Source organism: Archaeoglobus neptunius, assembly GCF_016757965.1.
Lineage (GTDB): Archaea > Halobacteriota > Archaeoglobi > Archaeoglobales > Archaeoglobaceae > Archaeoglobus > Archaeoglobus neptunius.
The window spans coordinates 53,379-67,522 of sequence record NZ_JAEKIW010000007.1 but is presented as its reverse complement, the minus strand read 5'-3'; the positions used below and the strand labels follow the sequence as shown (position 1 = coordinate 67,522).

The following is a 14,144-nucleotide window of genomic DNA, read 5'->3' as shown; positions in this document are numbered from 1 at the left end:
ATGACCCCTGAAGAGTTTCTGGCTGCTGTAGCAGCAATTAACCGCTACATGCGCGAGGTGGAGAGACCGGTGGAGATAAAAGACTATCCCAGAAACTGGAAAATTTCAGCGAGGTTGAGATGATGAAGTATGAGGTTAGGGTTCAGGGGAAAAAATACGAAGTCGAGGTTGAGGAAATCTCGCCATCTGTATTTGAAGTTACGGTAAATGGAAAGAAAGCTGTAATAGAAGTTGAAAAAAAGGTTGAACTTGCGGAGTTCAGGAAAGCAGAGGTGGAGAAGCCAAAGGTCGAGGAGAGAAGGGTTGAGAGGCCCAAAGTGGAAGGAAAGGCAATTACTGCCCCGATGGCCGGGGTGGTTACAAAGATACTGAAAAAGGTCGGTGAAAAGGTAAAGGCCGGCGAGACTGTTCTGATAATAGAGGCCATGAAAATGGAGAACCCCATCAACTCTCCCGAAGATGGAGAAATTGCCGAAGTTGTTGTTAAGGAGGGTGACAAGGTTGGAAGTGGAGACGTCCTAGTTTATCTGAAGTAGGTGAGAATATGAAAAAGAAGGAGTGGGAGGAGAAGTATGTAAAACCTCTCCTTGAAAAATCTCCCGAAAGGAGAAGGGAGTTTAAGACCTCTTCGGGTTTTACTGTTGATAGAGTCTACACGCCTGAGGATGTGGAGATGGATTACGACACAAAGCTGAGCTTTCCTGGGGTCTATCCGTTTACAAGGGGAGTTTATCCGACAATGTACAGGGGAAGACTCTGGACAATGAGGCAGTATGCAGGATTTGGAACTGCAGAGGAGACGAACCGTAGATACCACTACCTGCTGAGTCAGGGTCAGACCGGTCTGAGCGTTGCCTTTGACCTTCCCACCCAGATTGGATACGATTCCGACCACCCAATGGCACTTGGGGAGGTTGGAAAGGTCGGAGTTGCTATTGACACACTTCAGGATATGGAAATTCTGTTCAACGGTATCCCCCTCGGCAAGGTGTCAACGTCAATGACGATCAACTCAACATGCGCTCAGATTCTGAGCATGTATGTTGCGGTAGCTGAGCAGCAGGGTGTCGAAAGGTCAGGTCTGAGGGGGACGGTGCAGAACGACATGCTGAAGGAGTACATTGCGAGGGGTACGTACATCTTTCCGCCCGAACCTTCTCTCAGGCTTGCAACGGACATAATCATGTTCTGTGCCAAGGAGATGCCGAAGTGGAACTCAATAAGCATCTCAGGATATCACATGGAAGAAGCTGGAGCCACACCTGTGCAGGAGGTTGCCTTTACCCTGGCAGATGGTATAACCTATGTTGAAAAGGTCATTGACAGGGGAATGGATGTTGACAGCTTTGCTCCCCGCCTGAGCTTTTTCTTTGCAGCAGGAAATAATTTCCTCGAGGAGATAGCAAAGTTCAGAGCGGCAAGAAGGCTCTGGGCAAGGATAATGAAGGAAAGATTTAATGCAAAGAATCCAAGGTCCATGATGCTGAGATTCCACGTACAGACTGCAGGATGCACCCTGACGGCCCAGCAGCCTGAGAACAACATCGTAAGGGTTGCTCTGCAGGCTCTGGCAGCGGTGCTCGGAGGGTGTCAGTCACTGCACACTAATAGCTTTGATGAAGCCCTCTGTCTGCCGACAGAGAAGGCGGTTAGAATCGCCCTCAGAACACAGCAGATTATTGCTGAGGAAAGTGGAGTGGCTGATGTCGCCGATCCGCTCGGTGGAAGTTACTACATTGAGTGGCTGACAGACAGGATAGAGGAGGAGGCGATGAGATACATAGAGAAGATTGACGAGATGGGCGGAATGATCAAGGCCATAGAGAGCGGATACGTGCAGAGAGAAATTCAAAAATCTGCTTATGAAAAGCAGAGGGCCATTGACAGCGGAGAGCTTACGGTAGTTGGTGTGAACAAATACCAGATTGAAGAGGAGATCCAGATTGATCTGCTGAGAGTTGACAGGAGCATGGTCGAAAAACAGATAAAAAGGCTGCAGGACTTCAGGAAGAACCGGGATGCACGGAAGGTGGAAGAAGCTCTGGACAGGCTCAGAAAGGCTGCTGAAAATGAGGGCGAAAACCTGATGCCATATGTGCTCGAAGCCGTAAAGGCTAGGGCAACACTGGGAGAGATGACAGATGCCCTGAGAGATGTATTTGGAGAGTTCAGAGCTCCAGAAATATTCTAAATTTTTTACATGTATGGCAGATTCAGTTGCTCTTCTGCAATACTCCCAAATACCGGTAACTTGAATATCTCTCCTCTGCTTGCCTTAACAATGCAAACTGCCCACAGTATCACGCTTATTCCCAGCAAAATTCTCGCAATGATAACTCCCCCGGGAAAAACGGGAAGGATTATCTGAAGTGCTGCAACAGTGGAAAAAGTGAGCAAAGACTGAACAGCATGAAATCTTACAAAAGGGCTCCTGTCAAAAAGCAGAAAGAGGGCTCCTGTAACGAATCCGAGGATGTAGCACATCGCTCCCCTTATGTTCTCGCTGAAGATCTCCATAGTGTAACTTTAGCATTTGTGGTTATTAAGACTTCCCGAGCTGTCTGCCCACAATCTCATCGAGTATTCTGAGGAACTCCATCTCCATGCCTTCAGGGATCGTTGCCCCGGCAGCCACGCTGTGACCTCCTCCAACCCCACCTACAGCCTCGGCTGCCTTTTTCAGAGCCTTTGCAAGATGGACTCCTCTCTCAACAAGCAGATGGGTTGCCCTTGCCGAAACCTTAACACCCCTGTCACTCTCGGCAAACGCTATGATGGGTTTCTGTCTGTTTCCCTTGTGGTGGCACATGCCCGCCACAATCCCCACAATCGTATCGGGAATGTTGCTGCCGGCATGGAAATACTGAATGTGTTTCAGCTCCTCAATACCATTCTCGTTCACAAATTTTATTCCATTGGAAAGATTTCTCCTGTGATTCTGGAGCAGAGTTCGTGCTCTTTTATACGCCTCTTCGTCCCCGAGACAAACTCCGAGTCCGATCTCTGCCTCACCGTATCTAGCAGTTGCGTTCAGTAGAGTGGAGAACTCCATTGCATCCCTTTTCTCGGTTCCCTCCTCCTCATGCAGAAGGATGTAACTCTCACCCACAATTCTCAGGATGCTGGTATACGGGATCCTGCAATCCATCGCTATCCCGATTATGGCAGAGACAACCCTCCTCTTTTCCTCAATGGTTAAATCGATCCACCTCAGCCACGGATCGATTTTAAGTTCCGATAGCAGATCAAGAACACCCCTTTCGTTCCCTGTTATGCCCGGCAGAAAAGGGTCGGAGTTGTACTCAAGCATTTTGGCCACCGGCCTCGTCTGCTTGCCAAAAAATCTGAGATCTTTTCTCACATCGAGATATCCGAGCTTCAACCCTTCCTCGATTATTGTTCGATTCAGTCCCTGCAACCTTCCCCACTTCGAATCCTGCAGATCTCCAACGGCTCCAACAATTGCAAGCGGTACAAGATCGGAATTTCCGTTGGCGAAATCGAAAAGGGTGCCTTTTCTTGTCATGTATTTAGCAACGAGGAAAGTCGTCGTAGCTCCACTGAGTTCAAAGGTGCCGTCATAGCCAAATTCATGCGGATTGAGCTGCATCGGATGAGTCGCCTGTGGAACGTGGTGGTCGGTTATGGCAAACTCAAGCTCATCAAACATCTCAATCTGACCACTTCCAATATCTGTGAACCATACAAAGACGTTTTCATCCTTTATCTTCTCAATTTCATCCTCATCGAGCTGTTTTACGAACTTCATTCGGTTCTCAATTCCAAACCTTTCGAGAGCAATGTGTGCTATACTCCCGGATGTGATACCATCAGCATCGATATGGGTAACGATCAGGATCTCTTCCTGAGAAGCAATTGCGGATGCAATTGTTGATGCTTTTTTCAGCAATTCCTTCACGTTAAAACTTTTCAGAGAAAAGAACTTAAACTTTTTCGGTTTATTTCCTTTGTGCGAAGTGCATTCGTATTCCTTGAGACATCTCTGGAACTTGTCCCGCCGGAAATAGCCTGTCATCCATCTGTTGCATTCGATGCAAGAAGGAGGGGTAAAAATCCCGATAGTATTATTCTGGACGACTCAAAGCACCATTCGGCTATGAAAAAGCTTCCATTTAGGGAAAAAAGGGGCAGACCGGACATCATTCATCAATGCCTCCTTCTCCTGCTCGATTCGCCGGTGAGTAAAGACCTTGAAATCTACGTCCATACCCTGAGCGGACACATAATAAAAGTTAATCCGAAAACACGGCTACCAAGAAACTACAATCGATTTGTCGGGCTGATGGAGGATCTGTTTAGAAAAAGAAGAATCGTAGCAGGTAACGAAATTCTGCTCGAGATCGTTGATCAAACTCTTTCCGATATACTGGCCCACAGGAACGTAATTCTGATGAGCGAGAAAGGCAGAAGAGAAAATATCGGCAAATACCTGAAGGGTGATTTTGCGGTATGCATAGGTGCATTCCCACACGGAGATTTCTTTCCGGAGACCAGAAAAATGCTCAAAAATGCAAATATCGTAAGTCTCGGTGAGAAAGGCTACACAAGTCTTTACGTCACAGCCAGGGTGGTGTGCGAGTATGAAAGAGTTCGAGCTGTTGAAAATCGTTGAGAGATTTTTTGGTGGAGAGGATGTTGTCGTTCCCGCCGGTAAACATGATGCAGCGTACATTGAAATTGGAAACAGTCTAATTGTTCTTACCTGTGACACGGTGAATGAAAGGAGCGATTTTCCACCCTTCATGGAGCCTGAGGAAATGGGATGGATGGCGATTGCTGTCACCCTCTCCGACATTGCTGCATGTGGAGCAAAACCGCTGTATTTCCTGAGCTCCATATCGCTGAAATCTCCCGAACTTTTTGAGGCCATACTTAAGGGGATAAAGAGTGTGGCGGAAAAGTACGGAGTGAGGGTTGTTGGTGGAGACATAGACTTTTCGGAAATAACAACCATTGCAGGTTTTGCGATTGGAGAGGCTGAGAGGATCATTACACGAAAAGGGGCTGAACCCGGCGATAATGTTTACGTCACCGATCTGCCCGGCAAAGCTCAGGTGTGCCTTGAGCTGCTCGAAAAAGGTGCGAGGAGAGAAGACCTCCCGTATGCAGAGAAATTGTACACTCCAGAACCAAGAATTGCGGAGGGAATTAGAATCGCAAAGTACGCCGGAGCCCTGACAGACGTGAGCGACAGTCTCGCAATCTCCCTCCACCAGATTGCCGAAAGCAGTGGTGTTAGAATAATTCTGGACAGTATCGATATTTCCCATTTAGAGCTTGCGCAAGACCCACTGGAAACTTTTCTCTATGGAGGTGGAGACTTCGAGCTGCTCTACACGGCCAAGGAGAGTAAAGATGGGATAAGAATAGGGCGAGTGGAGGAGGGATCAGGTGTTTTTGCTGAACTTGAGGGAGAGACTGTGAGAGTTGAGTTTAGGGGTTACTCTCATTTTTAATATTTTTTCTGTTTTATCATCGAAAAATTTTTAAATTAAAGATAATTAAGGTGTCCATGCGTGCGGTGTTACTGATGGTTGGCCTGTTGCTGATCGTGGCCCCGGCAGAAGCACTGATTCCATCAGAGTGGACTGGGGATGGAAACAATCTGGATCTAAGCGTTCTGCAGCCGGGAGATATAATTCTCTGCAGAGGATGTGCCGGATGGCTGGAGGATACCTTTGGCGACATAATAGGCCACTGGCACCATGCGGCGATGTACATAGGAAACGGTCAGATGGTTGAAGCCTGGAAAGATGGTGTGAGGGTTGTATCGGTGGACATGGTCAGAAATGCAGATGAAGTTGCAGTTTACAGGGTAAAAACCAGCAGTGGAGTTAAGTCCAGTGCGATAAGCTGGGCCCTGACCAAGGTGGGTTATCCATACGACTACAAATGGCTAACATACATCGGTGGTAAGGAAGTTTACGGGAGCAGTTACTACTGCAGCGAGTTAATTTGGGCAGCCTATCTGGCAAATGGCGGTCCCGATATCGACCAGAATCCGGGATGGAGCTGGAGATACGGCTACAATGTGGCTCCACAGGAGCTGGCCGATGACGGAGACACATATCTGGTGGCGTGGGCGAGCTGATTTTTAAAATATCTTTTAAATTTCATTTTTTCGCAGGATGCATTTTCGATTTCAGGTTATACGTGTCGATGTCCATTTTAAAAAATCTCAGCCTCCTCGTAAACCACAATTCCGTTATCGGTTATCATGTAGGGCTTCGGCTTTCTCGAATGCCTAACCCTCCTCATTTTCACAACCTCAATACCGAGGGTTGGCTCATCAAGCTCGCTTTTTCTCACCACCTTCAGGGAGATTAAACCATCACAGACATACTCCAGAATCCCATACTTGGACGTGGTCGGCTGGTATTTGTCTGCCTCGCTCGTCAGGATTGCAGTAATTCCCGCCTCCTTCAGAATCTTTCTGAATGCCGCAAGCATCCGATATCTGCCGGCATCATCAAAAAGCGTTTCAAGAACACTTATTGAATCCATCAGCACCCTCTTTACACCCATGTTCTTTATAATTTCCGGAATGTCGCTCTCGATTTTCTCAAAACTCCTTTTCATCTCAATTGCCTCAAGCCTTATTATCTGCAGCAGATCTCCAAAGTTTTCCAAGTTCATGCCCACGCTCCTGGCATTCTCAATAATACTCTGTTCATCCTCGTCAAAACTTATGATCAGACAGTTTTCACCATTTTTTAAACCCTCATAAATAAAATGCAGTCCGAGTATAGTTTTACCCGTACCGTAACTCCCCACCACTGCCACAACATGTCCTTCCGGAATGCCCCCTCCGAGCATGGCATCAAGCCCCTCGATTCCCGTTTTAAGCATACCACCACCTCTACAGTACCCTCATGACCTTCGAAATCGTAAAGCCAAGCGCAGGGTCTATCCGCACATTGTACTTCGAAATCCTCTCCTTTTCAAGCTTTGGCAGAACTCCGATAAACTTTCTGAAGTACATCCACCTTGCCATCGACTCCTTCTGCACCTCCCACTCAAAAATGATGACTCCATCAGCCTGATCGAGAAGTTCTTCCTCTTCACCTCTGTCAAAGATGTTTGACGTGAGCAGCGTCATAAGCAGCACGTTCTTTCTCACGCACAGCACATGCAGACCTTTGAGAACGTTAACCAGATTTTCCCACCCGAGCTTCGATTTGGCAATTCTTGCAAGATCCGTGAGGGAATCAAGGAAAACGATGCTCTCCTCTTCAATGGCATCAAAAAACTCTACAAGCTTGTTGAAGATATTTTTCTCACCTTTCAGGAATTCGATGCCCGGCTTTCTGTCCGAAACCCATTTCAGCGGGACAAGTGTATCCATGAAGTAGTAATCAGCAAAGCTGACGATTTCGAAGTCAATTTCAACCTCTCTTTCTGGAAATATCAGTTTTATATCTCTTTCCACGATGTCCTGCGGCCTGGCTATCGCAAGATACCACGTTCTGAATTTTTTCGCATTGTTCAGTATGGACGTGATGCCAAACTCTTTGCCTCCCGACCCCGAGGACTCGCAAAGAACAACAATACCCGGTTCAATGCCCTCAATCTGCTTGTCAAGAAATTCTATGCCAGTCGGAAACTTCATCAATCCACCTCTATAACCTCATCACACATCAGAGAAATCTGGGAGTAGTAGCTCTCATCCATTTCCTTCTCCAGTGTAAAAATCGTTCCCACAAACCCCCTCAGGCGCATCTTGCCGGTAAGATGCCTGAGAAATTTGATCAGTGTTTCGAAGGACTTGTAGAGAGAGATCGTTGAAAGAGAATCAAGGTATATGAACCTGTTTTCAGCAGTTACGAGATCCATAGCTCTTTCAATCGTAATCTGAAGCTGCACCGGATCGGGAGAGGTAAGGTAGAAACATCGGTTCTCGTCAACAACCTCGCCACCGAGCTGGAGGGTGATGCAGTCGATGAAGTAGAGTTTTGAGAGATCAACTCCCTCCTTTGCCAGCATTTTTTTGAGGCTGAAGTACGGCCGGTTAAGGGTGACGAAAATCCCCTCAGCGATACCGGTGAAATGCTTTACGATCTCAAGACATACCTTGACGTACTTTTTAGAGTCCACCTTAACCAGGACTATCTCTGCGCCGTTGTCAATGGCCTCCTGAATTAACTCAATCGCATTTGAACTCGTACTCATATTCCCTTCTTACCAGAAAACCATCTTTGATCTCAATCCCGTTTTCAGTTATGTCGTAGGGAATCCACTCCAGCGGTATTTTACTTCCGTATTTTTTGAGAATCCTCAACGCTCTGGTGTATCCCTCTGAAACCCTGAGAAGGTCGAGGAAGATAACGGACTCGGTTATGTTTTTAGTGTCGCTCCATTCGCCCTTCATCGGAGCTTCCTCAACCCAGAGCGATGTTATTCCGTACTCGTATGATAGATCGGCCATGTACGTTATGGCTCTTCTGTAGAGGACCGGATCGGCGAGTGTTTTCTCGAGATCCGTGCATGAATCAAATACGACCCTGTCGATGTCCTCTCCATCCATCCCAAACGTAAACTTGAGACCCTCTACTATTTTCTCCCTGGTGAGGGGTAGCAGAAACTTGGGGTCAACCCTGATAAACCTCCAGTGGATCTTTTCATAAACATCCTCCATGAACGGAAACCGTTTCAGATAATTTTTTGCGACATTCTTGTTCATGGTTGTGGAGAGGTAAACAACCGTTTCCCCATTTCTCGCCCCCTCTGCTGCCCAGTGAGCTGCCAGTATTGTTTTTCCGATGCCGCTTCTTCCAATGATCAGGTTTTCGGAGTGTCTATTCAGCCCCCCACCGAGATAATCGTCGAGTTTCTGAATCCCAAATTTCGCATGATTCTCAACCATGATTGTAATGAGATATTTTACTACTTAAATTTAACTTACAATCTCGAAACATAAAAATAAAAATTTGAGGTTTCCCGGCTTTCCCAGTGGTCAAAAAACAGAGGTGCTACTCATAAACCTTCTCCCACTCTTTGTACCAGTCCATCGCATCCTTCTCGACGTCTCTGTCCTTTGATGGCAATCCCATAAGCTTGTAAGTTTCATGCTGGATGAGCATCTTCATTATCTCATTGCTGCCTGTCCATATCGGAGAGAGGCGCATATCCCTGAGCATCCTTTCAACCGGATAAACCTGAGTATAGCCTATGCCCCCCATGATCTGCATCGCCTTGTTCACGACATCCCAGCCAACGTCTGTGGCAAAGTACTTCGCCTCACTCACAAGTCTCCTTGGATCTGGACCATTACCGGCATCGTACAGGTCAACAGCCCTTGCCGCATTATACGTCAGAGCCCTTGCAGCATCAAGCTTTGTTATGGCCTCAGCGACCATAAAGTTTACACCCTGAAACTCCCGTATCTTCCTGCCAAAAGCCTTTCTTTTGTTTGAATACTTCACAGCAACCTCTAAAGCAGCTCTGGCTGCTCCCAAAGCTCCTGCTGCAGAAGTCAACCTTTCAGGGATCATCATTCTGTTGAAAATCATCCTTGCCCCGTTTACCTCCCCCACTCTGTACTCATCCGGCACCTCAACGTCCTTGAAAACTATCCTGGCCGTCCCCATCCCTCTGAAACCGAGAAGGTTGTAAAGTTCCTCCACTTCAACACCCATATCTCTCTCAACCAGAAAGGCTGTCAGGGCCTTGTGTCCCGGAGCACTGGGGTCTGTTCTGGCATAAATGAGGTAGAAATCCGCAACCTTGCCGCCTGCGATAAACCTCTTCGCCCCATTCAGAACCCAGACATTCCCTTTCTTCTCTGCCCTCGTGGTCGTTCCGAAGAAGTCGCTCCCCCCTCTTGGCTCGGTTAAGCCTTCTGCAGAAACTTTTTTGCCCTTAATTATCGGCTTCAGAAACTCTTCTTTCTGCCATTCCTGCCCGAATCTGTAGATTGCCTCTCCAACAATGCTCACCATCGCATAGCTGCAGCCAATTCCATTGCCAAGCACGCCCACTTCCTCAACAGCAACACTTTCCGCTGCCCAGGTAAGTCCTCTCCCACCGTATTCCTCAGGAAATCTGAGGCCCAGCATTTTCCTTTTTGCAGCTTCCTCAAGGAACTCGAATGGATAGTCCACCTCATCTCTATCCATCTTTCTCAAAAGTTCAGGATCGATGGCACTGGCAAGCTCCTTGGCTTCCTCTCTAATTTTTATTTCCTCTTCCGTTAAAAGGGCATTGTTTTCCAGCATCATATCACCTTCCTACTTCAGCAGCATATTTCTTAACGAAAGTTTGTTAATTTTTCCAGTGCTGGTAAGGGGCATCTCGTCGACCACCACAATCTCCTCAGGAATCCACCACTTTGCGATCCTGCCTTCCTCAACAGCCCTCAACAAATGCTCTCTTATCTCGTCAATATTTGCTGCACCCTTCTCAAGGGGCTTTACAACAGCGTAAGGTCTCTCGCCCCACTTCTCATCAGGCTTACCCAACACCGCAACGTATTCCACCCACTCCACCTCAGAGATCACCGATTCCAGAATGCTGCTGGGTATCCACTCACCACCAGATTTGATGGCATCTTTCACCCTGTCAAGAACCATAATGCCTCCATCCGGCATTTCCACACCAAGATCTCCGGTTTTAAACCATCCATCCTCAGTGTATGCCTCTCTCGTTTTCTCCTCGTCCTTGTAATACTCCATCGGCAGCCATGGCGCTCTAAAGTATATCTCACCTGAATCTCCACCCATTCCCTCCTGCTGAACAATTTTGAACTCTGCAAACGGAACGGGATGTGTTACGCGCCTGATATAATCAATTCCCTTCCTTTTTGCCTCTTCCGTCATAATGGCTATTGATGCGGCGAGCATGTCAGTACCACCGTAAATCGTCGTAAACTTCATACCCGCTTCGTTCATCCTCTTCGCTAAATCGCTCGTTATCGTGCTCCCTCCGATCAGCACCTTAAGACCATTCAGGTCTTCTTTCGTCTCTAACAGCATGTTCACCATTGTTGGAACTGCGTTTATCCACGTTACACCTTCTTTCTTAATAATTCTGACAGTTTCGGCCGGATCGAATCTACCGCCCATTATGAGCTTTAAACCCATATATGGAGCGATGAACACCGTCCCCCAGGCAAGAATGTGGTAAATGGGTATCTGCGGAAATATGACATCAGCACTCGTGAGTCTGGCAGGGGTTTCGTGATGGGCCAACTGATGTGCTATGCTCAAAGCCCCGTGAATCATCCTCTCGTGCGTGTACCTCACGGCTTTGGGCAAACCTGTTGTTCCGCTTGTAAACAGCATCACAGCCATATCCTCCTGCCTTACATTTACTTCAACCTCAGCCTTCATCTCTGCCTTTTCAAATACCTCCTTCACATGCATTTTCTCGCCATCGTGGACTTTTGCAAGCGCTGAAAAATCATCAGAATAGATCAGAAGCTGAGATTCCGACTTTTTCAGAGTGTAGGCAATCTGATCCGGGGGCAGGCGAATGTTTACAGGATACAGAACGCCGCCGGCAGCGGTTATTGCGTAAATCAGCTCGAAGAACTCGGGTGTGTTCCAGTCTGCAACAGCCACCACCTCATTTTTGACTCCAATCTTATCAAAGTAGGCTGCCAGGCCTGAAACCCTTTTTCTTGTCTCCGCATAGCCTTTTCTCACATCCGTACCAACAACCTCAACGCTTGGAAACAGCCTAGCTGCCCGTTCCAGAATGTACGGTATCGTAAACACAGGACATCACCTCTAAAGAATGGACATAAATAATATTTAAACTTAACGTTTACGTTAACTGTTATCCTTTTCGATCTCCTTTAAACGGTTGATGAGAATCTCCCTGAGATTCAAAATGTCTTCCTTAAGCAATTCAAGTTCTCTTATCTTTTCCTCAATTTCTCTGAGCTTTTTTTCACCGTATTTCAGAGTCAGACGGATTTGCTCTGGTTCCCCTGCAACATCATACATCTCTATCATTTCCCTTATCTCATCAAGGCTGAATCCGAGTCTCTTTCCCCTTAAAATAAGTTTCAACTTTGCTCTGTCTTTCTTCGTGAAAATCCTCTGGTTTCCGGCAGTTCTGTCTGGAGACAGCAATCCTATCTCTTCATAATACCTTATAGTTCTCGTGCTTATCTCAAATTCCTTTGCCAGTTCCGATATCGTGTACCTATCCTTCTTCTTCATCTCGGAGAACTTTAACCTCTGTAACTTTAAAATATTTTGGCACTAATGATTTATCAGATAAAATAGCGGATAGATATTAGATAAATAGCTAAATGCAAAAAAATTTATATAGTTCTTAGTATAAGTAACACATGTTGCACGTAACGGTAATAGGAGGTGACCTGATTATGGTTGAAGAGCTCTCAGAAAAAGAGGAAAGGGTCGTCACGTTGCTCTCAGAGACAGGACTAAACAGAAACATCGCAAAAGTAGTTGTTTTCCTGTCCAAAGCTGGCGAAGCAGTCTCAAGAGATATAGAAAGAGCCGCTAATCTGAGACAGCCAGAAGTCAGCCTTGCAATGAAAGACCTCAAAGACTGGGGATGGGTGAAGGAAAGGGAGCTAAAGAAAAAGGGCAAGGGTAGACCCTTGAAATGCTACAAACTGACCCGTGATTTGAAGGAAATCGTAGCAGAACTCGTTCAGAATAAAAGAGAGGAAATCAAAAAGATTGAAAGGGACCTCGAGGAGCTTGAAAAACTTGTTGGTCTTAAATAATGTATCTGGATAAAAAAATTGGCAGGAACTATACAAGAATTGCAATTGAGCACGTCCTTATAATCTGTCATGGACTGCCATACGAACCCGGGTCTGTGATCGAGAAAGGATATTCCGATCTTGCCCAATTTTTTGCTTTAAGAGGTATTCCGTCATTGGTCTTCGACTTTTCCGGAACTGGTCTGAGTGATGGAACCTTCAGTCTGAAACTATGGGTTGAGGATCTGATAAATATCTCACATGAATTCGAAAAAGTATCGGTTCTCGGTTACAGCATGGGAGGGGCTGTCGCCGTAAGAGCCGCTGTTGAAATGGAAAATCTGGAAAAACTCGTCATCGCTGCATCCCCCTGCTGTACGGAATTGTTCGACGAAAAAGTGCTGAGGATGATTTACGAAAATGCAAGAATGAAAAATTTACTGAGAGGTGCTGGAAGTTACGAGAACTTTAAAAATCTGTTCCTGAGGGAATTCACAGAGATCGAACCCAAAAACTGGATAGGAGAGGTCGGAGAGGAAAAGCTGATAGTCCACGGAAGAAGAGACGATATCGTTCCATTTGAGAACGGTCTGAAACTCTACGATGCTGCGAAAGAGCCGAAAGCCTTTTTTGAAATTGAAGAAGGGGATCACTTCCTCAGACAGAATGCTGAGGTGAGCGGGGTTATTGCCGACTGGCTTTTAGGAAAAATAAAAGATAAAAGGATTATCCTTTGATTTTTTCCAGAACAGACTCAATCTCCTGCCAGACTCCATCTATGTCCTTTGTCCCATCTATATCATACAGGACGCCCTTTTTCCTGTAATACTCAACCAGAGGCTCTGTGTTTTCCCTGTAAACTCTGTACCTCTCTCTGACTGTCTCCTCTTTATCGTCATCCCTCTGATAGAGCTCTCCTCCACATTTGTCGCACTTGTTGTCCTCTTTTGGGGGAGCATAGATGAGGTGGTAAACTGCCCCGCACTTTCTGCAGGTTCTGCGGTACACTATTCTCCTGACAACTTCCTCCTCAGGAACTGCTATGTTTATCACAGCATCTATTTTTTTGTTCAGTTCCTTCAGCATCTCATCAAGCGCCTCAGCCTGAGCCAGAGTTCTGGGGAACCCGTCCAAGATGAACCCCTTATTGCAATCCGGCTGCTGAAGCCTTTCCTTTACAATCCCTATAACAACTTCGTCAGGAACGAGTTCTCCTTTATCCATATACTCTTTAGCCTTCATTCCAAGTTCTGTACCATTAGCTACTGCCTCTCTGAGCATATCTCCAGTAGAAATCTGCGGAATTCCATATTTTTCAGACACTCTCTTTGCCTGCGTTCCCTTACCCGCACCGGGAGCACCCAGAAAAATCAGATTCATGTGCCTGGTTTGTAATGCCAGCTTTAAATTTTTCGAAATTATGTGAGGTGAACTTTTTCCAATC

General features: G+C 46.5%; 18 protein-coding genes. 8 read left to right on the top strand and 10 right to left on the bottom strand.

Annotation, left to right across the window (positions count from 1 at the left end):
• From JFQ59_RS12570 to JFQ59_RS06570, 3 genes are read left to right on the top strand one after another with little or no spacing between them, the layout of a single operon-like run.
• Positions 1-123 (top strand): hypothetical protein, encoded by a 123-nt coding sequence (locus JFQ59_RS12570; RefSeq protein ID WP_269140566.1) that lies wholly within the window; start codon positions 1-3, stop codon positions 121-123.
• Positions 123-536: a biotin/lipoyl-containing protein gene (locus tag JFQ59_RS06575; protein WP_202319623.1), complete on the top strand. Its 414-nt coding sequence runs from the start codon at positions 123-125 to the stop codon at positions 534-536. Before JFQ59_RS12570 ends, JFQ59_RS06575 begins: the two co-directional genes overlap by 1 nt.
• Positions 537-544: 8 nt before the next feature.
• Positions 545-2,191, top strand: coding sequence for an acyl-CoA mutase large subunit family protein (locus tag JFQ59_RS06570; protein ID WP_202319622.1), 1,647 nt, complete (start codon positions 545-547; stop codon positions 2,189-2,191).
• A gap of 5 nt (positions 2,192-2,196) precedes the next feature.
• Here the strand turns inward: JFQ59_RS06570 and JFQ59_RS06565 are convergent, their stop codons facing one another.
• Both JFQ59_RS06565 and JFQ59_RS06560 read right to left on the bottom strand, forming a co-directional pair.
• Positions 2,197-2,517 carry a DUF4870 domain-containing protein gene (locus tag JFQ59_RS06565; protein ID WP_202319621.1) on the bottom strand — a complete coding sequence of 107 codons (321 nt, stop codon included), beginning with the start codon at positions 2,515-2,517 and terminating at the stop codon, positions 2,197-2,199.
• Between the two features lie 25 nt (positions 2,518-2,542).
• Positions 2,543-3,919 (bottom strand): DHH family phosphoesterase, encoded by a 1,377-nt coding sequence (locus JFQ59_RS06560; protein WP_330999855.1) that lies wholly within the window; start codon positions 3,917-3,919, stop codon positions 2,543-2,545.
• A 51-nt stretch (positions 3,920-3,970) separates the two neighbouring features.
• Between JFQ59_RS06560 and JFQ59_RS06555 the strand changes: the two genes are divergently transcribed.
• From JFQ59_RS06555 to JFQ59_RS06545, 3 genes are read left to right on the top strand one after another with little or no spacing between them, the layout of a single operon-like run.
• The gene (locus tag JFQ59_RS06555; protein WP_202319619.1) at positions 3,971-4,633 is read left to right on the top strand and encodes a 16S rRNA methyltransferase; all 663 of its coding nucleotides are present in this window, start codon (positions 3,971-3,973) and stop codon (positions 4,631-4,633) included.
• The gene (thiL, locus tag JFQ59_RS06550; protein ID WP_202319618.1) at positions 4,602-5,477 is read left to right on the top strand and encodes a thiamine-phosphate kinase; all 876 of its coding nucleotides are present in this window, start codon (positions 4,602-4,604) and stop codon (positions 5,475-5,477) included. Before JFQ59_RS06555 ends, thiL begins: the two co-directional genes overlap by 32 nt.
• Positions 5,478-5,533: 56 nt before the next feature.
• The gene (locus tag JFQ59_RS06545; RefSeq protein ID WP_202319617.1) at positions 5,534-6,112 is read left to right on the top strand and encodes a YiiX/YebB-like N1pC/P60 family cysteine hydrolase; all 579 of its coding nucleotides are present in this window, start codon (positions 5,534-5,536) and stop codon (positions 6,110-6,112) included.
• Positions 6,113-6,189: 77 nt separating this feature from the next.
• Here JFQ59_RS06545 and JFQ59_RS06540 read toward each other — a convergent pair whose 3' ends face one another.
• The 7 genes from JFQ59_RS06540 to JFQ59_RS06510 form a co-directional block, all read right to left on the bottom strand.
• Positions 6,190-6,870 (bottom strand): KaiC domain-containing protein, encoded by a 681-nt coding sequence (locus JFQ59_RS06540; RefSeq protein WP_202319616.1) that lies wholly within the window; start codon positions 6,868-6,870, stop codon positions 6,190-6,192.
• A gap of 10 nt (positions 6,871-6,880) precedes the next feature.
• Positions 6,881-7,630, bottom strand: a complete 750-nt coding sequence (locus JFQ59_RS06535) for a hypothetical protein (RefSeq protein WP_202319615.1) — start codon at positions 7,628-7,630, stop codon at positions 6,881-6,883.
• Complete coding sequence (locus JFQ59_RS06530) at positions 7,630-8,190, bottom strand: DUF7504 family protein (RefSeq protein WP_202319614.1); 561 nt, start codon at positions 8,188-8,190, stop codon at positions 7,630-7,632. The genes JFQ59_RS06535 and JFQ59_RS06530 overlap by 1 nt, the downstream gene beginning before the upstream one ends.
• Positions 8,165-8,884, bottom strand: a complete 720-nt coding sequence (locus JFQ59_RS06525) for an RAD55 family ATPase (RefSeq protein ID WP_202319613.1) — start codon at positions 8,882-8,884, stop codon at positions 8,165-8,167. The genes JFQ59_RS06530 and JFQ59_RS06525 overlap by 26 nt, the downstream gene beginning before the upstream one ends.
• Before the next feature lie 106 nt (positions 8,885-8,990).
• Positions 8,991-10,235 carry an acyl-CoA dehydrogenase family protein gene (locus JFQ59_RS06520; RefSeq protein ID WP_202319706.1) on the bottom strand — a complete coding sequence of 415 codons (1,245 nt, stop codon included), beginning with the start codon at positions 10,233-10,235 and terminating at the stop codon, positions 8,991-8,993.
• Positions 10,236-10,247: 12 nt separating this feature from the next.
• The gene (locus tag JFQ59_RS06515) at positions 10,248-11,735 is read right to left on the bottom strand and encodes an AMP-binding protein (RefSeq protein WP_202319612.1); all 1,488 of its coding nucleotides are present in this window, start codon (positions 11,733-11,735) and stop codon (positions 10,248-10,250) included.
• A gap of 54 nt (positions 11,736-11,789) precedes the next feature.
• Positions 11,790-12,185 carry a MerR family transcriptional regulator gene (locus JFQ59_RS06510; protein ID WP_202319611.1) on the bottom strand — a complete coding sequence of 132 codons (396 nt, stop codon included), beginning with the start codon at positions 12,183-12,185 and terminating at the stop codon, positions 11,790-11,792.
• 131 nt (positions 12,186-12,316) lie between these two features.
• Here JFQ59_RS06510 and JFQ59_RS06505 point away from each other — a divergent pair, with 131 nt between their 5' ends.
• Both JFQ59_RS06505 and JFQ59_RS06500 read left to right on the top strand, forming a co-directional pair.
• Positions 12,317-12,721, top strand: coding sequence for an ArsR family transcriptional regulator (locus JFQ59_RS06505; RefSeq protein ID WP_230972342.1), 405 nt, complete (start codon positions 12,317-12,319; stop codon positions 12,719-12,721).
• Positions 12,721-13,437: an alpha/beta hydrolase gene (locus JFQ59_RS06500; protein WP_202319610.1), complete on the top strand. Its 717-nt coding sequence runs from the start codon at positions 12,721-12,723 to the stop codon at positions 13,435-13,437. Before JFQ59_RS06505 ends, JFQ59_RS06500 begins: the two co-directional genes overlap by 1 nt.
• On the opposite strand, the gene JFQ59_RS06495 is transcribed toward JFQ59_RS06500, so the two are convergent.
• The gene (locus tag JFQ59_RS06495; protein WP_202319609.1) at positions 13,427-14,080 is read right to left on the bottom strand and encodes an adenylate kinase; all 654 of its coding nucleotides are present in this window, start codon (positions 14,078-14,080) and stop codon (positions 13,427-13,429) included. The two genes, JFQ59_RS06500 and JFQ59_RS06495, sit on opposite strands and share 11 nt — an antisense overlap.
• Positions 14,081-14,144: the final 64 nt, after the last annotated feature.

Excerpts from the sequence above, each read along its gene's own strand:
- JFQ59_RS12570 (WP_269140566.1), top strand. The coding sequence starts at position 1 with ATGACCCCTGAAGAGTTTCTGGCTGCTGTAGCAGCAATTAACCGCTAC.
- JFQ59_RS06575 (WP_202319623.1), top strand. The coding sequence starts at position 123 with ATGAAGTATGAGGTTAGGGTTCAGGGGAAAAAATACGAAGTCGAGGTT.
- JFQ59_RS06570 (WP_202319622.1), top strand. The coding sequence starts at position 545 with ATGAAAAAGAAGGAGTGGGAGGAGAAGTATGTAAAACCTCTCCTTGAA.
- JFQ59_RS06565 (WP_202319621.1), bottom strand. The coding sequence starts at position 2,517 with ATGGAGATCTTCAGCGAGAACATAAGGGGAGCGATGTGCTACATCCTC.
- thiL (WP_202319618.1), top strand. The coding sequence starts at position 4,602 with ATGAAAGAGTTCGAGCTGTTGAAAATCGTTGAGAGATTTTTTGGTGGA.
- JFQ59_RS06545 (WP_202319617.1), top strand. The coding sequence starts at position 5,534 with ATGCGTGCGGTGTTACTGATGGTTGGCCTGTTGCTGATCGTGGCCCCG.
- JFQ59_RS06540 (WP_202319616.1), bottom strand. The coding sequence starts at position 6,870 with ATGCTTAAAACGGGAATCGAGGGGCTTGATGCCATGCTCGGAGGGGGC.
- JFQ59_RS06535 (WP_202319615.1), bottom strand. The coding sequence starts at position 7,630 with ATGAAGTTTCCGACTGGCATAGAATTTCTTGACAAGCAGATTGAGGGC.
- JFQ59_RS06530 (WP_202319614.1), bottom strand. The coding sequence starts at position 8,190 with ATGAGTACGAGTTCAAATGCGATTGAGTTAATTCAGGAGGCCATTGAC.
- JFQ59_RS06525 (WP_202319613.1), bottom strand. The coding sequence starts at position 8,884 with ATGGTTGAGAATCATGCGAAATTTGGGATTCAGAAACTCGACGATTAT.
- JFQ59_RS06520 (WP_202319706.1), bottom strand. The coding sequence starts at position 10,235 with ATGCTGGAAAACAATGCCCTTTTAACGGAAGAGGAAATAAAAATTAGA.
- JFQ59_RS06510 (WP_202319611.1), bottom strand. The coding sequence starts at position 12,185 with ATGAAGAAGAAGGATAGGTACACGATATCGGAACTGGCAAAGGAATTT.
- JFQ59_RS06505 (WP_230972342.1), top strand. The coding sequence starts at position 12,317 with ATGTTGCACGTAACGGTAATAGGAGGTGACCTGATTATGGTTGAAGAG.
- JFQ59_RS06500 (WP_202319610.1), top strand. The coding sequence starts at position 12,721 with ATGTATCTGGATAAAAAAATTGGCAGGAACTATACAAGAATTGCAATT.
- JFQ59_RS06495 (WP_202319609.1), bottom strand. The coding sequence starts at position 14,080 with ATGAATCTGATTTTTCTGGGTGCTCCCGGTGCGGGTAAGGGAACGCAG.